Here is a 21,643-nt window from a genome sequence, read left to right as displayed (position 1 = left end):
GACCCGGGCGTCGCGAATCGTCATCGTTCGCCGCCGCGATGAGAATTCGCTCCGGACTCGACGTCAGCGCACTCTTCGAGCCAATGCCGTATCTCCTGAGCCGCCACGGACGACGCCGCGCCGATGATCGAAAAATGGTCCGCGTCGATCTCGACCGTCTTATCCGTGTGCAGCCACGTGGGCACCGGCTCGGCGAGGTCCAGACCAGGCAACGGCGTCACGGCTCGCAGATCGAAGGTCGGTGCAGCGATCGCCACGGGCTGGCGTTCATCGAAGATCTGCGCGTACTTCGCCATCGCGACCAAACCGTGGTCACCGATCTCGGTCGCCTCGTCCCCGAGATCGAGGACGGCGCCGACCGCGCTCACCAGTACTTGGCGGTTCTGCTCGGCATCGTCAGGGCAATAGGCGTCAAGCAATACCACTCCCACTAGTCCACGCCCGCTCTTTTCGAGACGATGCGCCAACGCATAGGCGATGGCCCCACCCGCCGAATAGCCGACAAGCACGATCGGCTGCTGTTCCGCAACACGTTCCACGCTCGTGGCCAGGACATCCAGCAGCGCATCCCATGATTCGGGCAGCAACTCCCCAGGACGCGTACCGGGCAGTCGCAACGCGGTGATGGTGTGGTCGCCGCCCAACTCGCGTGCCAACCGGCCGAACTGATGCGGGCCGGTACCCACCATGAACGACGGCACGCAGACGAGCGCTGGTCGGGTCCCGCCCCGGCTCAGCGGTATCGCCGCCGGCGGGTCGGGCAACTCGTCATCGGTGGCGAACGTCTCGGCAAGCTTGGCGCTCTCCATCAGCATCGGAATAGCGGCCCCGACCTGTCCGCGCCGGTGCGTGGCCACGACCAGATCCGTGAGCCCGCCCCGGGTGCCGGATTCGTCGGGCCGCACAGTCGGCGCGGCGTCTGTGGTCGCCGCCAACCGGGAACAGAGGTAATCGGCCAGCGACTGGGTCGTCGGGTGGTCGAAGACGAGGGTGGACGGCAACGCCAACCCAGTAGCCTTGGCTATCCGATTGCGGAACTCGACTCCCGCCAGCGAATCGAAACCCAGCTCCGTGAACGGCGCGGCGGGATCGATCCGGTCCCCGGACTCGTGTCCGAGGCTGGCGGCGACATGCTCCCGAACAACCGTGAGGACGAGGTCCGCACGGTCGAGTTCGGGCGTGACGATGAGTCGCTGTGCCAACGATCCCGCACTGTCGACCCGCCGAACCCCGACGGTGACCAGCGAACTGAGCACTCGGGGCAACATCCCCGCGGCGGCCTGCGCGGTGAGCACAGCCGACTCCAGTCGCACGCCGGTCATCGTCGGAAGGCCGACGTCCAATGCGGCGTCGAGCAGCGACATCCCATAGTGCTCGTCGAGCGGAACCAGGCCTTCTCGTCGCATCCGCGCGAAGTCGGCTTCGGTGAGCGTGCTGGTCATACCACTGGTCCCGCGCCATGGCCCCCAGGCGATGGACAGAGCGGACAACCCGTTGCGGTGCCGGTGATGCGCCAGCGCATCGAGAAACGCGTTAGCCGCCGCGTAGTTGGCCTGGCCCGGACTTCCGATCGTCCCCGCAATCGAGGAGTACAGCACGAACATCGACAGGTCCAGGTCCTTCGTTGCCTCGTGCAGATTCCACGCGGCGTCGACCTTGGGGCGCAACACCGTCGCGAGTTGCTGCGGCGTCATATCGGCCAGGAGGCCGTCGGCCAGCACGCCGGCGGTATGCACGACGCCGGTCAACGGATGCTCTGCCGCGATGTCCGATAGCAGCCGGTCGAGCGCGTCCCGATCGGCCACGTCACATGCGGCCACGTCCACGTGCGCGCCGAGCCCGGTCAGTTCGGCCACGAGATCAACCGCGCCATCGCTCCCGAGGCCGCGCCTGCTGACCAGCAGCAACCGCCGCACACCCCGCTCGGTGACCAGACGACGAGCCATCAACGCACCCAACCCGCCGGTGCCGCCGGTGATGAGTATCGTCCCGTCGGGTCGCGGCGGCGTGGGAATAGCGAGCACATTCTTGCCGATATGCAGAGCCTGCCCCAGGAACCGGAATGCCTCGGGCGCCTGTCGCAGATCCCACCCGGTGATCGGCGGCGGTGCCAGCACACCTGCGTCGAACAGAGCGACGAGGGCGCTCAGGATCTCGTGCACCCGGTCGGGGCTGATCTCGCTGAGGTGGAATCCTCGGTAGTGCACGCCTGGGTGCCGCTCGGCGACCTCGTGGGGATCACGGCGATCGATCAATCCCATCTCTAGGAAACGGCCACCGCGCGGCAACAGCCGTAGCGAAGCGTCCACGAATTCACCGGCCAGCGAATCGAGAACGATATCGACGCCGCGACCGTCGGTGAGTTCGAGGAACTTCCGCTCGAAGTCGAGCGTCCGCGAGTCACCGATAACCGCGTCGTCGAATCCCATGCCGCGCAGCACATCCCATTTGGGTCGGCTGGCGGTCACCAGCAGGCGCAGCCGCAGGTGTTTGGCCAGCTGCACGGCCGCCACGCCGACGCCGCCGGTGGCGGCGTGCAGCAACAGTGTTTCATCGGGCTGCGCGTTCGCCAGGTCGACCAAGCTGTAGTACGCGGTGACGAACACGATCGGCACGGCCGCGGCTTGCGCGAACGACCACGCTCGAGGCATCGGGACCAACAGCCTGCGGTCGGTGACCACCACCGAACCGATCTCGGCGACAAACCCGAAAACCCGATCGCCGGGCACGAACTCGGTGACATCCGGCGCCACCTCCAGCACGACGCCGGCGCCTTCACCACCGATGGCGGCGTCGGGGTCCGGATACATGCCAAGCGCGATCAGCACGTCGCGGAAGTTGACACCCGCCGCCCGCAGTCCCACTCGTACCTGGCCGGGCTCGAGCGTCCCCGACGGGGTGGGCGTCTCGACCAGAGCGAGGTTATCGCCGGTCAAGGTGCCCCTACCGAGCTGGGTCAACGCCCACGCCGGAGCGTGCAACAGATCACTCGCCCCTACGATGTCGCCGGCGCCCCGCGTCAGCCGCGGCGCGAACGCCACGCCGTGTCGCAGCGCGATCTGAGGTTCGCCCGCGCTGGCGAGGACGGCGGCGACGCCATCGCGGTAGGCGTCCCAGCGCTCTACGTCGACGACTGTGATCCGGTCGGGATTCTCGTTCTGACCACTACGCAGCAGTCCCCACGCCGCCGCGCCGACGAGGTCCACCGGCTCGCCGATGTCCACCGCGACCGCACGTCTGGTCACCACGACGATCCGCTCATACGCGGCCAGCAGTTCGCGCAACCGCGCTGTGATCTCGGCGAGTCGACCGTGTACCGCAGCCGGCACATCCCCATCGACTGTCGCGTCCGCGAGTCGCAACACCGCCACCCGGTCGCCACCGACGGTCACTGCCTCGCCGTGGTCTGTGACCGACCAATCCTCGTGCGCGGCAAGGTCCCTCGACTCCGATGCGGGCAACGCGACCCAACGCAGTCGGTGCAGGCCAGTGCCAGAGGCCGGTGGTCCCGATGCCCCGAGGGCGCTGATCGGGACCGGACGCAGCGTCAGCGCTCCGACCTCGACGACCGGTGAGCCCTGCGAGTCGGTGAGTGTCAACGTAATCCGCTGATCGCCCGACTCTGGTTCGGCTGCGGTCAGCCGAACCCGCACGGACGCGGCTCCGACCGCGTGCAGGACCACGTTCTCCCACGAATAGGGCACCAGAATCGCGCCCGCCGCGGCCGGCTCGGTCAGCCCGCCGAAGCCGATCGCGTGCAATACCGAATCCAACAACGCCGGGTGCACGCCGAACCGGTCTGCCGCCGACTGCGCCTGCTCCGGCAACGTCACCTCCGCGAAGACCTCACCGTCCCGACGCCACAGCGCGGTCAATCCCTGGAACAGCGGTCCGTAGCCGTAACCACGTTCGGCCAGTTCGGTATAGAGATCTCCGATCTCCACCGGCACCGCCGCGGCAGGCGGCCAGTTCACCGAATCCCGGTCGAGCGCAGGTGCGGTGGCCGACGCGACGAGGGTCCCGGTGGCATGGCGCACCCACTGCGCCTGCTCCGGATCGCCGTCACGTCGCGGGCGTGAATACACCGATACGGCTCGTGCGCCCGCGTCATCGGGTCCGGCTGCCATCACCCGCAACTCGACGGCACCCGTCGTCGGCAAGACCAGCGCAGCGGTGACAACCAATTCGGCCAGTCGTGGGCTGCCGACCATCGCCCCGACAGACAGCGCCAAATCCACGAATGCCGTGCCCGGCAGCAATATCGTCCCCCCGATCGCGTGATCGGCCAACCACGGGTGGGTCGACAACGACAACCGCCCGGTCAGCACGACGCCCTCGGAGTCAGGTAGCCAGACCGCCGCACCCAACAGCGGATGCTCCACGCCGTCCACGCCCGACGTTCGGACATCTCCCATTCCCCCAACCGCGGCCAGCCAGTACCGCTGGTGCTGGAACGCATAGGTGGGCAACGAAACGCGACGGACCGTGCTCCCAGCGAACAACGAACCCCAGTCGACGTCCACACCGGAGACATGTACTTGCGTCAGAAGCGTGACCAATTGAGTCGTTTCGTCGACCGCGCGACGGCTCGCCGCGGCAACAAGCATTCCGACCGCGACATCGCTGTCGTCGCCTAGTGTTTGGCGAGCCATCGCGGCAAGCACCGCGTCCGGCCCGATCTCGAGGAACCGGCGCACGCCCATATCGACGAGCGTCCGGATTCCGGGCGCGAACCGGACGGCGGCCCGCACCTGTCCAACCCAGTACGCGGGATCGGTGAACGCCTTCCCGACGACACCGGACACGTTCGACACGATCGGCAGCAACGGTTCCCGATAGGTCACAGTGTCGGCGACCACACGGAACTCGGCGAGCATCGGCTCCATCAGGGCCGAATGGAATGCGTGACCGACCCGCAACCGGGTTGTCTTGCGGCCCTGCTCCGACAGTGCTCGCTCTACCTCATCCACGGCATCGATGTCGCCGGAGATAACCACCGACTCCGGACCGTTCACCGCCGCGATCGACAACCGGTCCCCGAACCCCGCTACGACGTCGATCGCCTGCTCCTCGGACACGGCGACCGCTAGCATCGCCCCGCTTCCCGGCAACGCACCCATCAACCGACCCCGCGCCGCCACCAACGCACAAGCATCCGGCAACGACCACACCCCCGCCACGTACGCGGCGACCAACTCACCGATCGAATGCCCGATCACCACATCCGGACCGACACCGAACGACTCCACCAACCGGAACAACGCGACCTCGAAGGCGAACAGCGCGGGCTGCGTCCATTCCGTCCGACCCAACACCTCCGCTGGGCCGGCGAACATCACCTCCCGCAACGAACCACCGATCAACCGATCGAACTCGCCACACACCTCGTCCAACGCCTCGGCAAACATGGGGAACGACCGATACAACTGCGCCCCCATCCCTACTCGCTGCGCACCCTGACCGGTGAACACGAACGCCGTTCGGCCAACCATCGGCGGACCCGACGGCACCGACCCCGACGCCAAGTTCGTCAAGCCGGCCAGCAACTCCGCCCGGCTCCGGCCGACAACCCCGCCACGCCAATCCAATTGGGCACGCGCATCGACCAACGTGTGTGCGACGCTGCGCGCATCGGCATCCGGATGATCGATCAACCACGCCAGCAATCGATCAGCCTGAGCTCGCACGCCTGCCTCGGACTTGCCGGACACCAGCCAGGCCAGCACGTTCTCCTCGCCGACCGGATCGACAACCGCGGCCGGCGACTCCATCGCCCGCGTCGGCGCTTCCTCGATGATGATGTGGGCGTTGGTACCGCTGATCCCGAAGGACGACACCCCGGCCCGACGCACCCGCTCACCCGCGGGCCACGCCTGCGCCTCGGTCAACAACCGCACCGAACCCGCCGACCAATCCACATGCGGCGACGGCGCATCCACATGCAACGTCTTCGGCAACACCTCATGCCGCAACGCCTGCACCATCTTGATCACACCACCCACACCCGAAGCGCCCACCGCGTGCCCGATATTGGACTTCACCGAGCCGATCCATAACGGCTCCGCGCGGCCCTGCCCATAGGTGGCCAGCAATGCCTGCGCCTCGATCGGGTCACCCAACGGCGTGCCCGTCCCATGCGCCTCCACCACGTCCACATCCGACGGCGCCAACCCCGCCGCCGCCAACGCCGCGGTGATCACCCGCTCCTGCGACGGACCATTCGGCGCCGTCAAACCATTCGACGCGCCATCCTGATTCACCGCCGACCCACGCACCACCGCCAACACGTCATGACCCAACCGACGCGCATCCGACAACCGCTCGACAACCAGCACACCCACGCCCTCAGACCAACCCACACCGTCGGCGGCGGCGGAGAACGACTTGCACCGTCCATCGGCGGCCAGGCCACGCTGGCGCGCGAAGTCCACATACAGCTCTGGGCTCCCGGAGACCGCCACCCCGCCGACCAGCACCAACGACGTCTCACCGCTTCGCAGCGCCTGACCGGCGACATGGAGCGCCACCAGCGATGAGGAACACGCGGTGTCGACGGTCATGGCCGGCCCCTGCAGACCGAATACGTACGAGACCCGCCCGGAGATCACGCTGTCGGAATTACCGGTCATCCGGAATCCCTCGTGCTCACCGACCACGCGCTCGACATAGCCGGACGGGGTTGCGCCCACGAAGACACCGGTATCGCTGCCGCGCAGCGACACCGGATCGATCCCGGCGTTTTCGAGAGCCTCCCAGGCGGCCTCGAGCATCAGCCTCTGCTGCGGATCCATCGCCGTCGCCTCCCGGGGGCTGATACCGAAGAATCCGGCATCGAACGCACCCGCTTCGGTGAGGAATCCGCCTTCCCGGACATACGTGGTACCGGGCTTGTCCGGATCCGGGTGGCACAACCTCTCGAGATCCCAGCCGCGGTCCGAGGGGAACGCGGTGATCGCGTCCTTACCGGACACCAGCAAATCCCACAGGTCGTCGGGCGATCCGACTCCGCCGGGATAACGGCAACTCATTCCGACGATCGCGAGGGGCTCGTCGGCGCGCACCCGGCGGACGGTCTTCGCCGGAGGGCGTTCGGTTTCGGGCGCGTCGCCGATCCGGGACACGATGAAGGTCGCCACGGCCTGCGCGGTGGGATGATCGAAGACGAGCGTCGATGGGAGTGGCACACCGGTGGCCTTGGCAAGCCGGTTACGGAATTCCACGCCTGCCAGCGAATCGAAGCCCAACTCCGAGAACGGGACTCCGACGTCGATCACAGCACCGGACGCGTGACCCAGCACCGCGGCCACCTGCTCGCGCACCACCGTCAAGGCCACCGTGGCACGCTCCCGCGTCGGCACTGCGGCCAACCGCCGCGCCAACTCACCATTCCCACCTGCCCGCACGGGGGCAGATACCAGTGAACTCAATACCTTCGGCAGCGATCCCGCCTCGCCCTGCCCCGCCAATCCGGCCAAGTCGAAATCGGCTCCCACCACGACCGCCGAATCCGATACGGCGGCCGCATCGAATAGTGCCAAGCCCTCGGCTTCGCCCAGTGCACGGAAACCCAGTCGGCGCAACCGCTCGAGCCCGGCTTCACCCAGGTCGCCAGTCATCCCACTGCCCGCATTCCACGGTCCCCAGGCGACCGCGACACCCGGCAGGCCCGACTCCCGTCGCCGCCGAATCAAAGCGTCGACGAATGCGTTGGCCGCCGCGTAATTGCTTTGACCGGGCGAGCCCACCACGCCGGCGACCGACGAGAACACCACGAACGCAGCGAGATCCGAATCCCGCGTCAACTCGTGCAGATGCCATGCGCCGTCCACCTTGGGGCCGAACACTCGATCCACCTGCTCGACGGTCAACGTCTCGACGGTGCCGTCCGCCACCGCACCCGCGGAGTGGACGATTCCGGACAGCGGAAACTCCGGCGCGATACCGGCCAGCAGGGACGCGACCGCGTCCCGGTCCGCCACGTCACATGCCGCCACGTCGACCACGGCACCCTGCGCGGACAACTGTGCGACCAATTCCGTGACACCCGCTGCGGCACGACCGCGCCGCGATACCAGCAAAAGCCGGTTCACCCCGTGCGCCGTCACAAGGTGCCGAGCCACCAGCGCGCCCAGCCCGCTGGTGCCACCGGTCACCAAGACCGTTCCAGCACCGAAGGACATGTCCGCGCGGGACGACGTGGGCTCCGGGCGCAGTCGCGGCGCCCAGGCCCGGCCACCACGAAGCGCCACCTGGGGCTCGTTCGCGGCGACCGCCATCGATATCGCCGCCGCATCGATCGCACCATCGTGGTCGAGCAGCACGATCCGTCCCGGATGCTCCAACTGCACGCCGCGGACCAAGCCCGCGACGGCCGCGGCCACCGGATCCGGGGACTCGCCGGGCAAACCGACGCCGTTGCTGGTCAACACAACCAATCGCGATGACGTGAGCGACGCTTGCGCAAGCCACGCGCGCAGCACGCCCAGGGCCTCCCGTACCGCGCGTCTGGCCACGGCGGCGATGTCATCGGCCTGACCACGTGCGTCGGCATCGACTGTGTCCACGTCGTCCGAGTCCACGGCCCAGACGCCCAGCGTCGCGACATCCTCGGCCGTTGCCAACTCGTTCACGGCGACGAAGCGCCGATCGATTCCCGGAACCACCGCGGATCCCAGCACCGCCAGCGACTCCGCGTCCGTCGGCGTGGCAGACGACAGCGCAGCCCATTCCAGGCCGAACGGCAACAGCGATCCGCGACCGGTTCGCGACCGTTCGACCGTCCGGCGCTCGACCGGATGCACCACGACCGCACCCAGCATCGCGACCGGTGCTCCGCTCTGGTCCGCGACGTCGATGCGCGCCCCGAAGCCACCCAACAGTGTGGTGCGCAACCGAACCGGCCCGGAACCTCGACGCCACAAGCGCACGTCCCGAATCGACACCGGCAGCGGCACCCTGCCCGCGGGGATGTCCGTCATGACGAAGTCGAGTGCGGGGTGTAGGCAGGAGTCGAGCAGGGCCGGATGAATTCCGAAACCGTTCGCCTGTCCCGCTGTCGCCTCATCCAGGGACGCCTCGGCGAACATCTCCTCACCTCGCCGCCATACCGCGCGCACCCCGAGGAACACTGGTCCGTATTCGAGCCCCAGGTCCGCTATCCGGTGATAAAACTCCTGCTCGTCGACCTGCTCCGCACCGGCCGGCGGCCACTCCGGCTCCACCCAGGGGGACGACGCGGTGTCGTCGACTGCTGCCAGCACTCCGTCCGCGTGCTTTACCCACGCCGCGGAATCGTCGATCAGATCGGCCCTGGAGTGAATCGTGAAGCGTCGTCGTCCCTGCGAATCGGGTTCCTCGACACCGACCTGTAGATCGACCACCGTGTCAGCGTCGAATGCGAGCGGGGCCTCCAGCAGTAACTCCGCCACGACCTGCTCACCCAGCCGGGCACCGATGGTGGACATCAGTTCGACGTAGGTCGTGGCGGGCACCACCGGCGTGCCGAACACCACGTGATCGGCGATCCACGGATGCCCGGAAGCGGACAGCCGCCCGGTGAACAGCCACTCGTCCTTGCCGGCCACTGGCACCGCGTTCAGCAGGACCGGATGATCCACATTTCCGGCCGCTACCTGACGCGCCGGCTGCAACCAGTACCGCTGATGCTGAAACGCGTACGTCGGCAATGCGACTCGTGTCGGACGCCGACCCGCGAACAGCGGCGTCCAATCCACGTCGACACCGGCGTTGTAGGCGTGCGCGAGCAACGTCAGGAATTGCGTCACCTCGTCCGCACCACGTCGGCCCGCAGCCGCCACCACTGTCTTCGACTCGAGATCCTCGGGCAGGCACTGCCGGGTCATCGCCGTCAGTACGGCGTCGGGGCCCAACTCGAGGAAATGCCGGGCGCCCAGATCAGTCAGGGCCTTGACGCCGTGCGCGAAACGGACGGTGTCGCGTATATGACCGACCCAGTACATCGGGTCGGTGAACGCCTCGCCGCCCACGACGCCGAACACATTCGACACCACCGGCACCAGGGCACGGCCGTACGTCACGGCCGCGGCTACGGTCTCGAATTCCGGCAGGATGGAATCCATCGCGGCGGAGTGGAAAGCGTGACTGACCCGCAGCCGCGACGTCTTGATGCCCTCGGCGACCAGCGACACTTCCAGCTCCGCGACCGCGTCCTCGGCACCGGAAACCACGATCGAGGACGGGCCGTTGACCGCGGCGATCGACAGCCGTTCACCGAACCCGCTGATGGCCCGGGCCGCCCGTTCTTCCGGCATCGCGGCGGCGAGCATGGCGCCTGTGGTCGGCAACGCGCCCATCAGCCGGCCGCGCGCCACGACCAGCGCGCATGCGTCGGCCGCCGACCATAGTCCCGCCGCATACGCGGCGACCAACTCGCCGATCGAATGGCCGATGAGCACGTCCGGAGTGATCCCGAACGACTCGACGAGACGGAACAATGCCGCTTCGTAAGCGAACAGTGCGGGTTGGGTGTACTCGGTCCGGTGTAGCAAATCCTCGCCTGTGTCACCGAACACGATGTCCTTCAACGAGACACCCGGTGTCGTCGGCGCAAGCAACCGATCGAACTCGGCACACAGCTGATCGAACACCGTCGCGAATTCCGGGAATGCCGCATACAGCCCGGCGCCCATTCCGACGCGCTGTGACCCCTGACCGGTGAACAGGAAAGCGATCTTCCCGCGGACACGCGTGCCCTCGGCCACACCGGCCGACGGCGTGCCCTCGGCCACATCCGCCAAGCCGGCTATCACGGCATCGCGCTCGCCACCCACGACCGCCGCACGCCAATCCAACCGGGCACGCGTCGTCAACAGCGTGTGGGCCACATCCACCGGTTCCGCTGCCGGATGGGCCAACAGCCATTCCCGCAGGCGAGCGGCCTGTCCCCGCAGTCCCGTTTCGGATTTCGCCGACATCAGCAAAGGCACCATTCCGGATGCCACCGGCGGAATGTCCGCCGCGATCGGCTCCACCGCGCGGTCCGGTCCATGCGGCGCTTCCTCGATGATGAGGTGGGCGTTGGTACCGCTGATCCCGAACGACGACACCCCGGCCCGACGCATCCGGTCCACCGACACCGGCCACGGCTGTTCCTCGGTCAGCAACCGCACCGAACCCGCCGACCAATCCACATGCGGCGACGGCGCATCCACATGCAACGTCTTCGGCAGCATCTCATGCCGCAACGCCTGCACCATCTTGATCACACCGCCGATGCCCGACGCGGCCTGCGAATGCCCGATATTGGACTTCAGCGACCCGATCCGTAGCGGTTCGGCGCGGCCCTGCCCATAGGTAGCGATCAGTGCCTGCGCTTCGATCGGGTCACCCAACGGCGTGCCCGTTCCATGCGCCTCCACCGCGTCCACATCCGACGGCGCCAACCCCGCCGCCGCCAACGCCGCGGTGATCACCCGCTCCTGCGACGGACCATTCGGCGCCGTCAAACCATTCGACGCGCCATCCTGATTCACCGCCGACCCACGCACCACCGCCAACACGTCATGACCCAACCGACGCGCATCCGACAACCGCTCCAACACCACAACGCCCACACCCTCGGCCCACCCCACACCATCCGCGGACGCCGAGAACGCCTTGCACCGCCCATCCCGCGACAAACCGCGCTGCCGCGAGAACTCGATGAACAGGAACGGCGTCGACATCACCTGGACTCCGCTGGCCAACACCAGTGAGGTTTCACCTTGACGGAGCGCCTGGCAGGCCAGATGGATCGCCACCAACGACGAGGAACACGCCGTGTCCACGGTTACCGCCGGGCCCTCCAAACCCAACGTGTACGCCACCCGCCCCGACACCACACTGCTCGCCGAACCGGTGCCGACATATCCCTCGGCGACCTGACCCGCCGCCTTCGCGATCTGCTCGTAATCCTGATAGGAAACGCCGGTGAAGACACCGGTGTCGCTGCCACGCAATGACGTCGGATCGATGCCGGCGGTCTCCAATGCCTCCCACGACGCCTCGAGCAGCAACCGCTGTTGTGGATCCATCGCCGCCGCCTCACGCGGACCGATTCCGAAAAATCCCGCGTCGAAATCGGCGACCCCGGAAAGGAATCCGCCCTGCTGAAGGTAAGAAGTGCCGGAATGGTCGGGATCGGGGTCATAAAGCCGAGCCAGATCCCAGCCGCGATCGGTCGGGAACTCGCTGATCGCATCCGTTCCCGATGTCACCAGGTCCCACAAACCCGTCGGCGACGTGATTCCGCCCGGATACCGGCAGCTCATGCCCACAATCGCGATCGGCTCGTCGGTACGGCCGCGGCGCGTCACTCGTGCGACGGCGCGGCCCGGTTCCGCTTCACCCCCATCGCCGACACGCGAGCGCACGAACGTGGCCACCGCCGCCGCGGTCGGGTGGTCGAACACAAGCGTCGACGGCAGTGGCACACCGATCGCCTTCGCGAGTCGGTTGCGGAACTCCACGCCGGCAAGGGAATCGAAGCCGATCTCGGTGAACGGCGCGGTGGGATCGATCGCGTCGCCGGAGATGTGCCCCAGAACTCCGGCGACCTGCTCACGAACGACATCCAGCACGATCGCCGCTCGATCGTCGGCGGGCGCATCGGCCAGGCGTCGCGCCAACGTCCCACTCGTGTCTCTGGCCCGCCGGACCGGCACTGTGACAATCGAATGCAACATCCGGGGCAGCGAACCCGCGCGCGCTTGAACCGCCAATGCCTCGGTGTCGAACTCGGTCGCGACGACGACCGGTGCCGCGGCGGCGACCGCACGATCGAACAGCGCCCAGCCATCGACATTCTCCAGCGGGCGCACTCCGAGTCGGGACATCCGCGCCATCGCCGCACTACCCAGACCGCTGGTCATGCCGCTGCTCTGGTTCCACGACCCCCACGCGATCGACACCGCGGGCAGCCCCGCCGACCGGCGCCGCCATGCCAGCGCGTCCAGGAACGCGTTCGCCGCGGCGTAATTGCCCTGGCCCGGAGTTCCCACCGCCCCCGCGATGGACGAGAACAGCACAAATGCCGAGAGGTTATATTCGCTGGTCAACTCGTGGAGATGCCACGCGGCGTTCGCCTTCGACGCCAACACTCGGTCCAGCTGATCGGAGGTCAACGTCTCGATAGTCCCGTCATCGAGCACGCCCGCCGAATGGATCAGCGCACTCGGGGCGAACTCGGCGGGTAACTCCGCCAGCATGGCAGCCACCGCCGCGCGATCGCTCACGTCGCATGCCGCCACCCGCACCCGCGCACCGGATGCCGTCAACTCGTTCACCAACTCGGCCGCACCGTCAGCACGTTCACCTCGGCGCGACACCAACACCACTCGCCGCACCCCGTGCGTGTCGACGATGTGACGTGCCACCTCCGCCCCCAGACCGCTGGTGCCACCGGTGATCAACACCGCTCCAGCGCCGAACGCGGCCCCTTCCCGCACGGCCGACTTCGCCTGCCGACGCAACCTCGGCGCCTGTAGCCCGTCGGCACGCACGGCCACCTGTGGCTCGTCCGAACCCACCGCAGCGGCGATGACATCGACCGTCAGGTTCTCGTCGAACCCCGCGTCGAGTAGGACGAACCGACCCGGGTGCTCGAACTGCGCACTTCGCACCAACCCCCATACCGCCGCCCCCGCCGGGTCCGGCGACTCGCCCGGCATGCCCACGGCTCCCTGGGTAAGCACCACCAATCGTGAATCGTTCAACCGCTCCTGGGTTTGCCACGCCTGCAACAACTCCAGCGCCGATCGCACCCATGTGCGCGTCCGCTCGGTCACCTCCTGGTCGACCGAACCGTCTCCCGCAGGTGACCAGACGACGAGATCCGGGATCGTATCGTCGTCGAGCAGAGCGGTGAGACCAGGGCTGCGGCGGTAGGCGCCCACGAGGTCAGCGGCGCCGAGCACCGCGACGGACGACTCCGGCAGGGTCTGCCCCGACGACACCGTCACCCATTCGATATCCGTCAGCGACGCATGTCGCGCGGCCGCACTGTTCAGTGCCTCGGCGCCTACCGGGCGGACGGCGAGCGAATCAAGGCTCAGCACGGGCGCACCGGCGTCGTCGACGGTGACGACTCGTATCCGTCCAACGCCCGAACGTTCGAGTCGCACTCGGACGGCCGACGCTCCGGCGCGGTACAACCGCACCCCACCGAACGAGAACGGCAAGGGCAGTCGGCCCGCGGGCATATCCTGCGCGAGCTCGGTGATCCCCGCGTGGAAAACAGCGTCCAACAAGGCGGGGTGAATTCCGAACGCCGCCGCCTGCGCCCCTGATTCGTCCGCCAGGGACACCTCGGCGAGCAGATCGTCGCCGTCGCGCCAGACCGACGTGACCCCTTGGAATGCCGGACCGTAGCCGAACCCCATCACGGCCAACTGGTCGTAGAGCCCCTCGTTCGGCAGCGGTTCGGCGCCGGCCGGCGGCCATTGTTCAGCTGCTTCCGATCCGCGCCATCCCGACTCGACCCATGCGGGAATGCTCTCCGTGGCCGGAGCCAGCACGCCGTTGGCGTGCGCCACCCACTCGCCCGCCGCTGGATTCCCGTCGGCAACGGCACGCGAGTGGATCATGAACCGGCGTCGACCCGCATCGTCCGCGGGCTCGATACCGAGCTGGACATCGACCACGGTGTCCGACTCGAGCAGCAGCGGTGCTTCCAGTAACAGTTCCTCGACGCATTCGACGCCCAGCCGCATACCCGCCTTCAACGCCAGCTCCACGAAGCCGGTCCCGGGCAACATCACCGAGCCGAAGACGGCGTGATCGGCCAACCACGGGTGGCTGCGCAACGACACCTGTGCGGTGAACAGACATTCGTCCTTGCCCGCCAGCGACACGACGCCGGTCAGCATCGGATGATCCGACGGCCCCGCAGCCCCGGCGGCGACGAGCGGCTGCAACCAGTACCGCTGTCGCTGGAACGCATAAGTCGGCAACGGCGTCCGGCTCAGCGGTCGGCCCGCGAACAGCGGCCGCCAGTCCACGCCGACACCGGCAGCGTGTGCCTGCGCCATCATGATCATGTACTGCTCGACCTCGTCGGCCGAGCGCCGCGAAGCGGCCGTCACCATCGAATCCGGCTCGACGTCGGGGAGTTCGGCCAGGCACTGACGCGTCATGGCCGCCAACACCGCGTCCGGGCCCACCTCGATGAATCGGCGAACCCCGTCGGCGACGAGCGCGTCCACGCCGGGCGAGAACCGCACCCCACCGCGCAGCTGATCGACCCAATAGCCCGAATCGGTCAGTTCGGCCCCTGCGAGAACGCCGGAGACATTCGACACCACCGCCATGGTGGGCGACCGGTAGGTCAACTGTTGAGCGATGGCACGAAATTCGGCCAGCACAGGGTCCATCCGCGCGGAATGGAACGCGTGACTCACCCGCAAGCGCGTCGTCTTGACGCCCTGGCCGGACAACCGCTGCTGTGCCTCCTCGACGGCGTCCACGTCGCCGGATAACACCACCGACAACGGGCCGTTCACCGCCGCGAGCGACAAACGGTCCCCATATCCGGCCAGCACCCGCGTCGCCTCGGCCTCCGATACGGCGACCGCCAACATCGCGCCGCCCTCCGGCAACGACCCCATCAACCGGCCACGCGCGGCCACCAAGACACACACATCCGACAGCGACCACACCCCCGCGACATACGCCGCGACCAGCTCGCCGATCGAATGACCGATCACCACATCCGGACTGATCCCGAACGACTCCATGAGCCGGAACAACGCCACCTCGAACGCGAACAGCGCAGGCTGCGTCCACTCCGTCCGATCCAACACACCTGCCGAATCAACGAACATCACCTCCCGCAACGACCTACCGAGATGACGATCGAATTCCGCACACACCTCGTCCAACGCCGCGGCGAACACCGGGAACGCCGCATACAGCTGGGCACCCATGCCCACACGCTGCGCACCCTGACCTGTGAACAAGAACGCTGTCTTCCCTGAACCGGCAACACCGTCGACCACACCCGGCACCGCCGACCCCGACGCCAGAGCTGCCAACCCGGCAAGCAACTCTTCCCGATCACGACCCACCACCGCGCCGCGCGCGTCCAGCAGCATCCTGCTGTCGATCAGCGCTGACGCCACACTCCACACATCCGCGTCCGGATGGTCGACAAGCCACTGTCGCAATCGATTCGCCTGGGCACGCAGCGCCTCGCCGGACTTGGCCGAAACCACCAGGGGCAGTGCATTCACCGCGATGGGAACAACGTCACCGACGGTTGTCTCCGCAACCGAGGGGACAGCGGCCGCCGGAGCTTCCTCGAGAATCAGGTGCGCGTTGGTGCCGCTGATCCCGAACGACGACACCCCGGCTCGACGCACCCGCTCACTTACCGGCCACGCCTGCGCCTCGGTCAACAACCGCACCGAACCCGCCGACCAATCCACATGCGGCGACGGCGCATCCACATGCAACGTCTTGGGCAGGGATTCGTGCCGCAACGCCTGCACCATCTTGATCACACCGCCCACACCCGCCGCGGCCTGCGAATGCCCGATGTTCGACTTCAGCGACCCGATCCGCAATGGCTCCGCACGGCCCTGTCCGTACGCGGAGATCAACGCCTGCGCCTCGATCGGATCACCCAGCGGCGTCCCCGTCCCGTGCGCCTCGACGACATCCACATCGGTAGGAGCAAGCCCGGCAGCCGCCAATGCCGATGCGATCACCCGCTCCTGTGACGGACCATTGGGCGCGGAAAGTCCATTCGACGCACCATCCTGATTCACCGCCGAACCGCGCACGACAGCAAGAATGGTGTGCCCCAACCGCCGCGCATCAGACAGCCGCTCCAGTACGAGCACGCCCACACCTTCGGCCCACCCCACACCATCCGCGCCGGCGGAGAACGACTTACACCGCCCATCACGCGACAAACCTCGCTGTCGCGAGAATTCCACAAATAGAAACGGCGTCGACATCACCGTCACACCGCCCGCCAATACGAGTGATGTCTCCCCGCGCCGCAGCGCCTGACAGGCCAGATGAATCGCCACCAACGACGATGAGCACGCGGTATCCACCGTTACCGCCGGGCCCTCCAATCCCAGCGTGTACGCCACCCGGCCGGACACCACACTGCCCGCCGAGCCCATACCCGCATACCCCTCGGCGATCGGTCCCGCCGCCCTGGCGGTGTGCTCGTAGTCCTCGTACATCACCCCCGCGATGACGCCCGTGTCACTGCCGCGCAGTGATGACGGATCAATACCCGCGTCCTCCAACGCTTCCCACGACGCCTCCAACAACAGTCGCTGTTGCGGATCCATCGCCGCCGCTTCCCGCGGACCGATCCCGAAAAATCCCGCGTCGAAATCACCGGCGCCACGCAGAAAGCCGCCGGCCTGGGTGTATACCTTCCCGAACCGGTCCGGATCGGGATCGAACAGCCCCTCCGGGTCCCAGCCTCGATCCACGGGAAACGCGCCAACAGCGTCCGAACCGGACTCGACCAGATCCCACAACTGATCCGGTGACTCGACGCCACCCGGGTAGCGGCAACTCATCCCCACGATCGCAATCGGCTCGTCGATCCGTTCGCGCAACTGTGCCAGATCGTCCCGAGTTGTGAGCAGCTCGACGGTGACCTTTTTCAGGTACTCCATCATGCGGTCGGACGAATCGCCGGTGCTTGTGTCCACGTTTCACATCCAGGGTATTTCGAGGTGTCCAAGGAGCCCGATGTCGCGAGTTGCGACGCGGGCCCAGTGAGCTAGCGATATCGTGCGATCAGGTGTCGGCCGCGAGGCGGCGACTCGACGAGTCGGCCAGCGGTTGCCGGTTCTGTGTCTTCTGTGTCGCCGACTCGGATACGACAGGGGCGCAGTGTCTCGGCAGCCTGTCGACCGTCGAGCGATTCAGTTCTGTGATATTCGACAATCGCAACAACTTTCGGCCGAACTCGGTGAAACTCAACGACGGATCGTCGCGCAGGCGGCGCATGTTTATTCTGCGCCTGGACGAATCGTGATGTCCCGCAGCCGAACCGACGAGTGCAGCTGATCCCGTCCCCGATGACGCACGACAACCCTGTCGACGACGTTCGAGCAAGGGACCCCCCTCGGCCCCCAGACGCCGCCACACACCCTTCGCAGAAGTCGGCACGATGCCGAGCAGCCGACCCGAGGATCCACGGAAATCCGCGACTATCCGCCCGTCCGCAACGTTGTGCTCGACCGACGACGGCGGGTCGCAGGCACCATTCCGCTCCACTGCGAGCACAATCCCTCCGCACAACACATGGTCGACGACGCCGGAACCCCTCGACCTCACCTTTTTCCGACGGGCGACCATTGGACTGTCCGCACCGTCGGTCGCCGCTTCCGTCACCCGGTGCACAACTATCGACGGCAGTAGCCGGGGCACCCGGGCACGCCGACCCGTATGTCGAAGTTCTACCGCGTGGACGGTGTTCGATACGTGAATTTCCTCGATCACGACCGCGTTAATCCCTGCTGACAATCCCTGTCTGACTACGACTCGGCCACCCATTTCGGACGAGTCGAGTTGCTGGAGATCTGCCGAGGCGAGGTTCACGTGACATTTTCCTTTCACTTCAGTGAAAGGTGCGCCGGCGGCAACGTCATAGCTATTACCCGGGTCGAGCCCAGCGGACAGCGCCCTACTCCCCCCGTCCAGAAGACGAAATCAATGCTCATTCAATATCTCTCTCCGCCAAGCAAGCCGCAGGTCGTGCGTCCAAGTCGCCTGCTGAGCAGTCAGCCTGCCAGTCCAGTCGGCTTCTCGCAACCGATGTGCCGCCCTTTGGTGGCTCATTGATCAAAGCGCCGTTCCATAGTTCGGCCAGGGTCGCTGAGCGCTGAAATCGGCCCAGTTCATCGGCGGAGGCGGCGGTGCCTCGGTGCCGCGTTCAGCGCGAAACGCGACCGTAACTCCATCGTCGTCTGCCAGGACTCCGACCGATCCGCCCGGGACCGCTACTTCGAGGTCGATGAACATGCACTCGAGGTGTGTGCCGTCGGCGGCGAGCAGCGCCGCTGTCTCGACTCCCGTCATCAGCACGACCTCCCACCCCCCGACCGATTGCCGGCCGTAGTGCCCATATCGTTCGGCGTAGCATAATCGACGCTCGCATGTAAACGATGGGTAAATAATAAAGTTTTCAACTCTAGGCTGAAATTATCGCCGAGCTTCACCCATGCCATGCACATCGATCTCGCGGTACCCATAAATCAACACCCGGCGGCGAACTCGCGGCAATGGGATTCGGCCGTTCGCTCCGAGGCACCCCATTATCAAGTGTTCCCAACACTGGAAAGGCCACACTTCGGATCCTATTAGCCCGATGTCGTCCGCGAGGATATTTGATCTTGTCGGCCTGACCGCATGGGTTGGTCAGCGCCACATCCGACCGGTTCCTGGTGCGCGCCCGCGATGGGACGACAGCCGTGAATGGTGATCATGAAACGCCGAGGATCGTTGTCAGATCAAGAACTCGCGCAGCACAACAGAGTTTCCGCGCCATGACGGCGAATACCGTTTCCGACGTGGCGATCTTGCACGAGGCCCTCGCCGAACACCTCGGTTGCTCAGCCAGGTCGACCGGTACGAAAGGGCAACCTCCCCGTCCAACTCACCCACCGACGTCGTTGGCCCAGGTTTCGACGATATTCGCGACGCCGACGCTCGAAGTCCCGGTCGCGGAGGCGAGCGGCATCGGCTGCCTTATCTCTGGAACGCGCCGAAGTGTCTGACAACACTGAAGTGTCTGACAACACTGAAGCGGTGGTTCCTCACGCCGCGACAAATCGGGCCCGTCCACCCCAGCGATCCCATATCGACAAGCCATGTCGACAAGGAAAGCCGCAGGGCAGCACATTCATGCTGACCTGCGGCTTTCTGCACTACTCTGTGGGCGAAGGGGGACTTGAACCCCCACGTCCCGAAGGACACTGGCACCTGAAGCCAGCGCGTCTGCCATTCCGCCACTCGCCCGAGCGACTGGGAGACCGTATCACGCCCACACACCCGACACGAAATTGCCATTTCAGAGCCCTGACGTGGGGGCTGGACAAGCGCGGGAACCCGGGGCTGCTGCCGAGAGTTACAGGTGTGGACGATCGTGGATATCATGCAATGAACGTGGTCGATAAACGACACGCCATAGTCGCGTGTCGTTGTAACGAGTCAGGAAAAGGGACGCTCACCGAGAGGAGGCCGAGATGGGCATCGTTTCACGGTTCGAGCGTCGCCTGCAGGGCGCCGTCGGTGACGTATTCGCCAGAGTGTTCGGCGGCAATGTCGTACCCCAGGAGGTGGAGGCGGCGCTGCAACGCGAAGCCGCCGATCACGTCCAGGATCTGGGCGGTGGACATCTGCTTGCGCCGAACAGTTATGTGATCACGATCAACTCTTCGGATCACCAGCAACTGGATGCCGATCACGACCTCACTACCCGCGCATTCGCCAAACATCTCGAGGACTACATCCGCGAGCAAGGCTGGCAGACCTACGGCGAAGTACGCGTGGTATTCGAGGCATCCCCTACGCTGCACACCGGACAGTTCAGGGCAAGTGGCCGCGTCGATCCGGACGTCGGACACAGAGCCACAGTGGCTCGCGGCCCCGAATCACCGCCACAACGACCTGCAAACCCGCAACCAGGAGCTGGCCCCATGACGCAGAACTCAGGCTACGACCCGAGCCGTGAGCCCGCGGAGTCCGATCCACGCAACCGCGGGTACGCCCCACCGCCTGCCGGTCGCGGCGGTCCGCAGAACGGCGCGTACCGCGACGACTACGGACGTGGCGGCGGGTACGGGTCGGATTACCAGGCGCCGGACGCCCAGCAGGGCTACGGCGACTACCAGAACGGTTACGACTACCAGCAGGGTGGCCAAGGCTACGGCCAGCAGGGCTACGGCGAGCAAGGCTACGGCCAGCAGGGTTACGGGGACCGCAGTTACGGCCAGCAAGGTTACGGCGACCAGGGCTACGGCCAGCAGGGTTACGCGGACCCGGGCTACGGCCAGCAGCAGGGGTATGCCGACCAAGGCTACGGCGATCGTGGTTACGGCCAGCAAGGCCAGGGCTACGGTGAGCAGGCGTATGCCGACCAGGGTTACGGCCAGCAAGGCCAGGGCTACGGCCAGCCGGGTTACGCCGACCCGGGCTATGGCGACCAGGCCTACGCCGATCAAGGCGGCTACGGCCAAGACGATCAAGGCGGCTACGGCCAGGCCTATTCGCAGCAGCAGGGTTACGGCGCGCAACAGGGCTACGCGGGGGGCGCGAGCCAGGGTTACAGCCCCGCGCCGCAGGCCGGTTCGGGCTACTCCGCGACCCTTCAGCTCGATGACGGTAGCGGCCGGACTTACCAGCTGCGGGAAGGCAGCAACATCATCGGCCGCGGTCAGGACGCGCACTTCCGGCTGCCCGACACCGGTGTTTCACGCAGGCATATCGAGGTGCGCTGGGACGGCCAGACCGCGATGTTGTCCGATCTGGGCTCGACCAACGGCACCCTGGTGAACGGGTCCCCCGTGCAAGATTGGCAGCTCGCCGACGGCGACGTCATCCGTGCCGGGCACTCCGAGATCCTGATCCGTATCGTCTGATCCCGTAAGCT

At 66.6% G+C, this 21,643-nt stretch carries 3 protein-coding genes and 1 tRNA gene; 1 reads left to right on the top strand and 3 read right to left on the bottom strand.

Going from position 1 to position 21,643, the window contains the following annotated elements; genetic code table 11:
- Positions 1–20: 20 nt before the first annotated feature.
- The 3 genes from AB0C34_RS08555 to AB0C34_RS08545 all read right to left on the bottom strand — a co-directional run bounded on the left by AB0C34_RS08555 (position 21) and on the right by AB0C34_RS08545 (position 20,010).
- Positions 21–17,696, bottom strand: a complete 17,676-nt coding sequence (locus AB0C34_RS08555; protein ID WP_357068964.1) for an SDR family NAD(P)-dependent oxidoreductase — start codon at positions 17,694–17,696, stop codon at positions 21–23.
- A gap of 1,138 nt (positions 17,697–18,834) precedes the next feature.
- The gene (locus AB0C34_RS08550; protein ID WP_357068961.1) at positions 18,835–19,071 is read right to left on the bottom strand and encodes a hypothetical protein; all 237 of its coding nucleotides are present in this window, start codon (positions 19,069–19,071) and stop codon (positions 18,835–18,837) included.
- Between the two features lie 856 nt (positions 19,072–19,927).
- A tRNA-Leu gene (locus tag AB0C34_RS08545) sits at positions 19,928–20,010 on the bottom strand.
- 227 nt (positions 20,011–20,237) lie between these two features.
- Here AB0C34_RS08545 and AB0C34_RS08540 point away from each other — a divergent pair.
- Positions 20,238–21,632, top strand: a complete 1,395-nt coding sequence (locus AB0C34_RS08540) for a DUF3662 and FHA domain-containing protein (RefSeq protein ID WP_357068960.1) — start codon at positions 20,238–20,240, stop codon at positions 21,630–21,632.
- The last annotated feature ends 11 nt before the right edge of the window (positions 21,633–21,643 follow it).

The sequence above is a fragment of the Nocardia sp. NPDC049220 genome (assembly GCF_040647855.1).
Classification (GTDB): Bacteria; Actinomycetota; Actinomycetes; order Mycobacteriales; family Mycobacteriaceae; genus Nocardia.
This window is presented reverse-complemented; position numbering and strand designations above follow the sequence as displayed.

Coding starts and splice junctions, on each gene's coding strand:
- AB0C34_RS08540 (WP_357068960.1), top strand. CDS start 20,238: ATGGGCATCGTTTCACGGTTCGAGCGTCGCCTGCAGGGCGCCGTCGGT.
- AB0C34_RS08550 (WP_357068961.1), bottom strand. CDS start 19,071: ATGACGGGAGTCGAGACAGCGGCGCTGCTCGCCGCCGACGGCACACAC.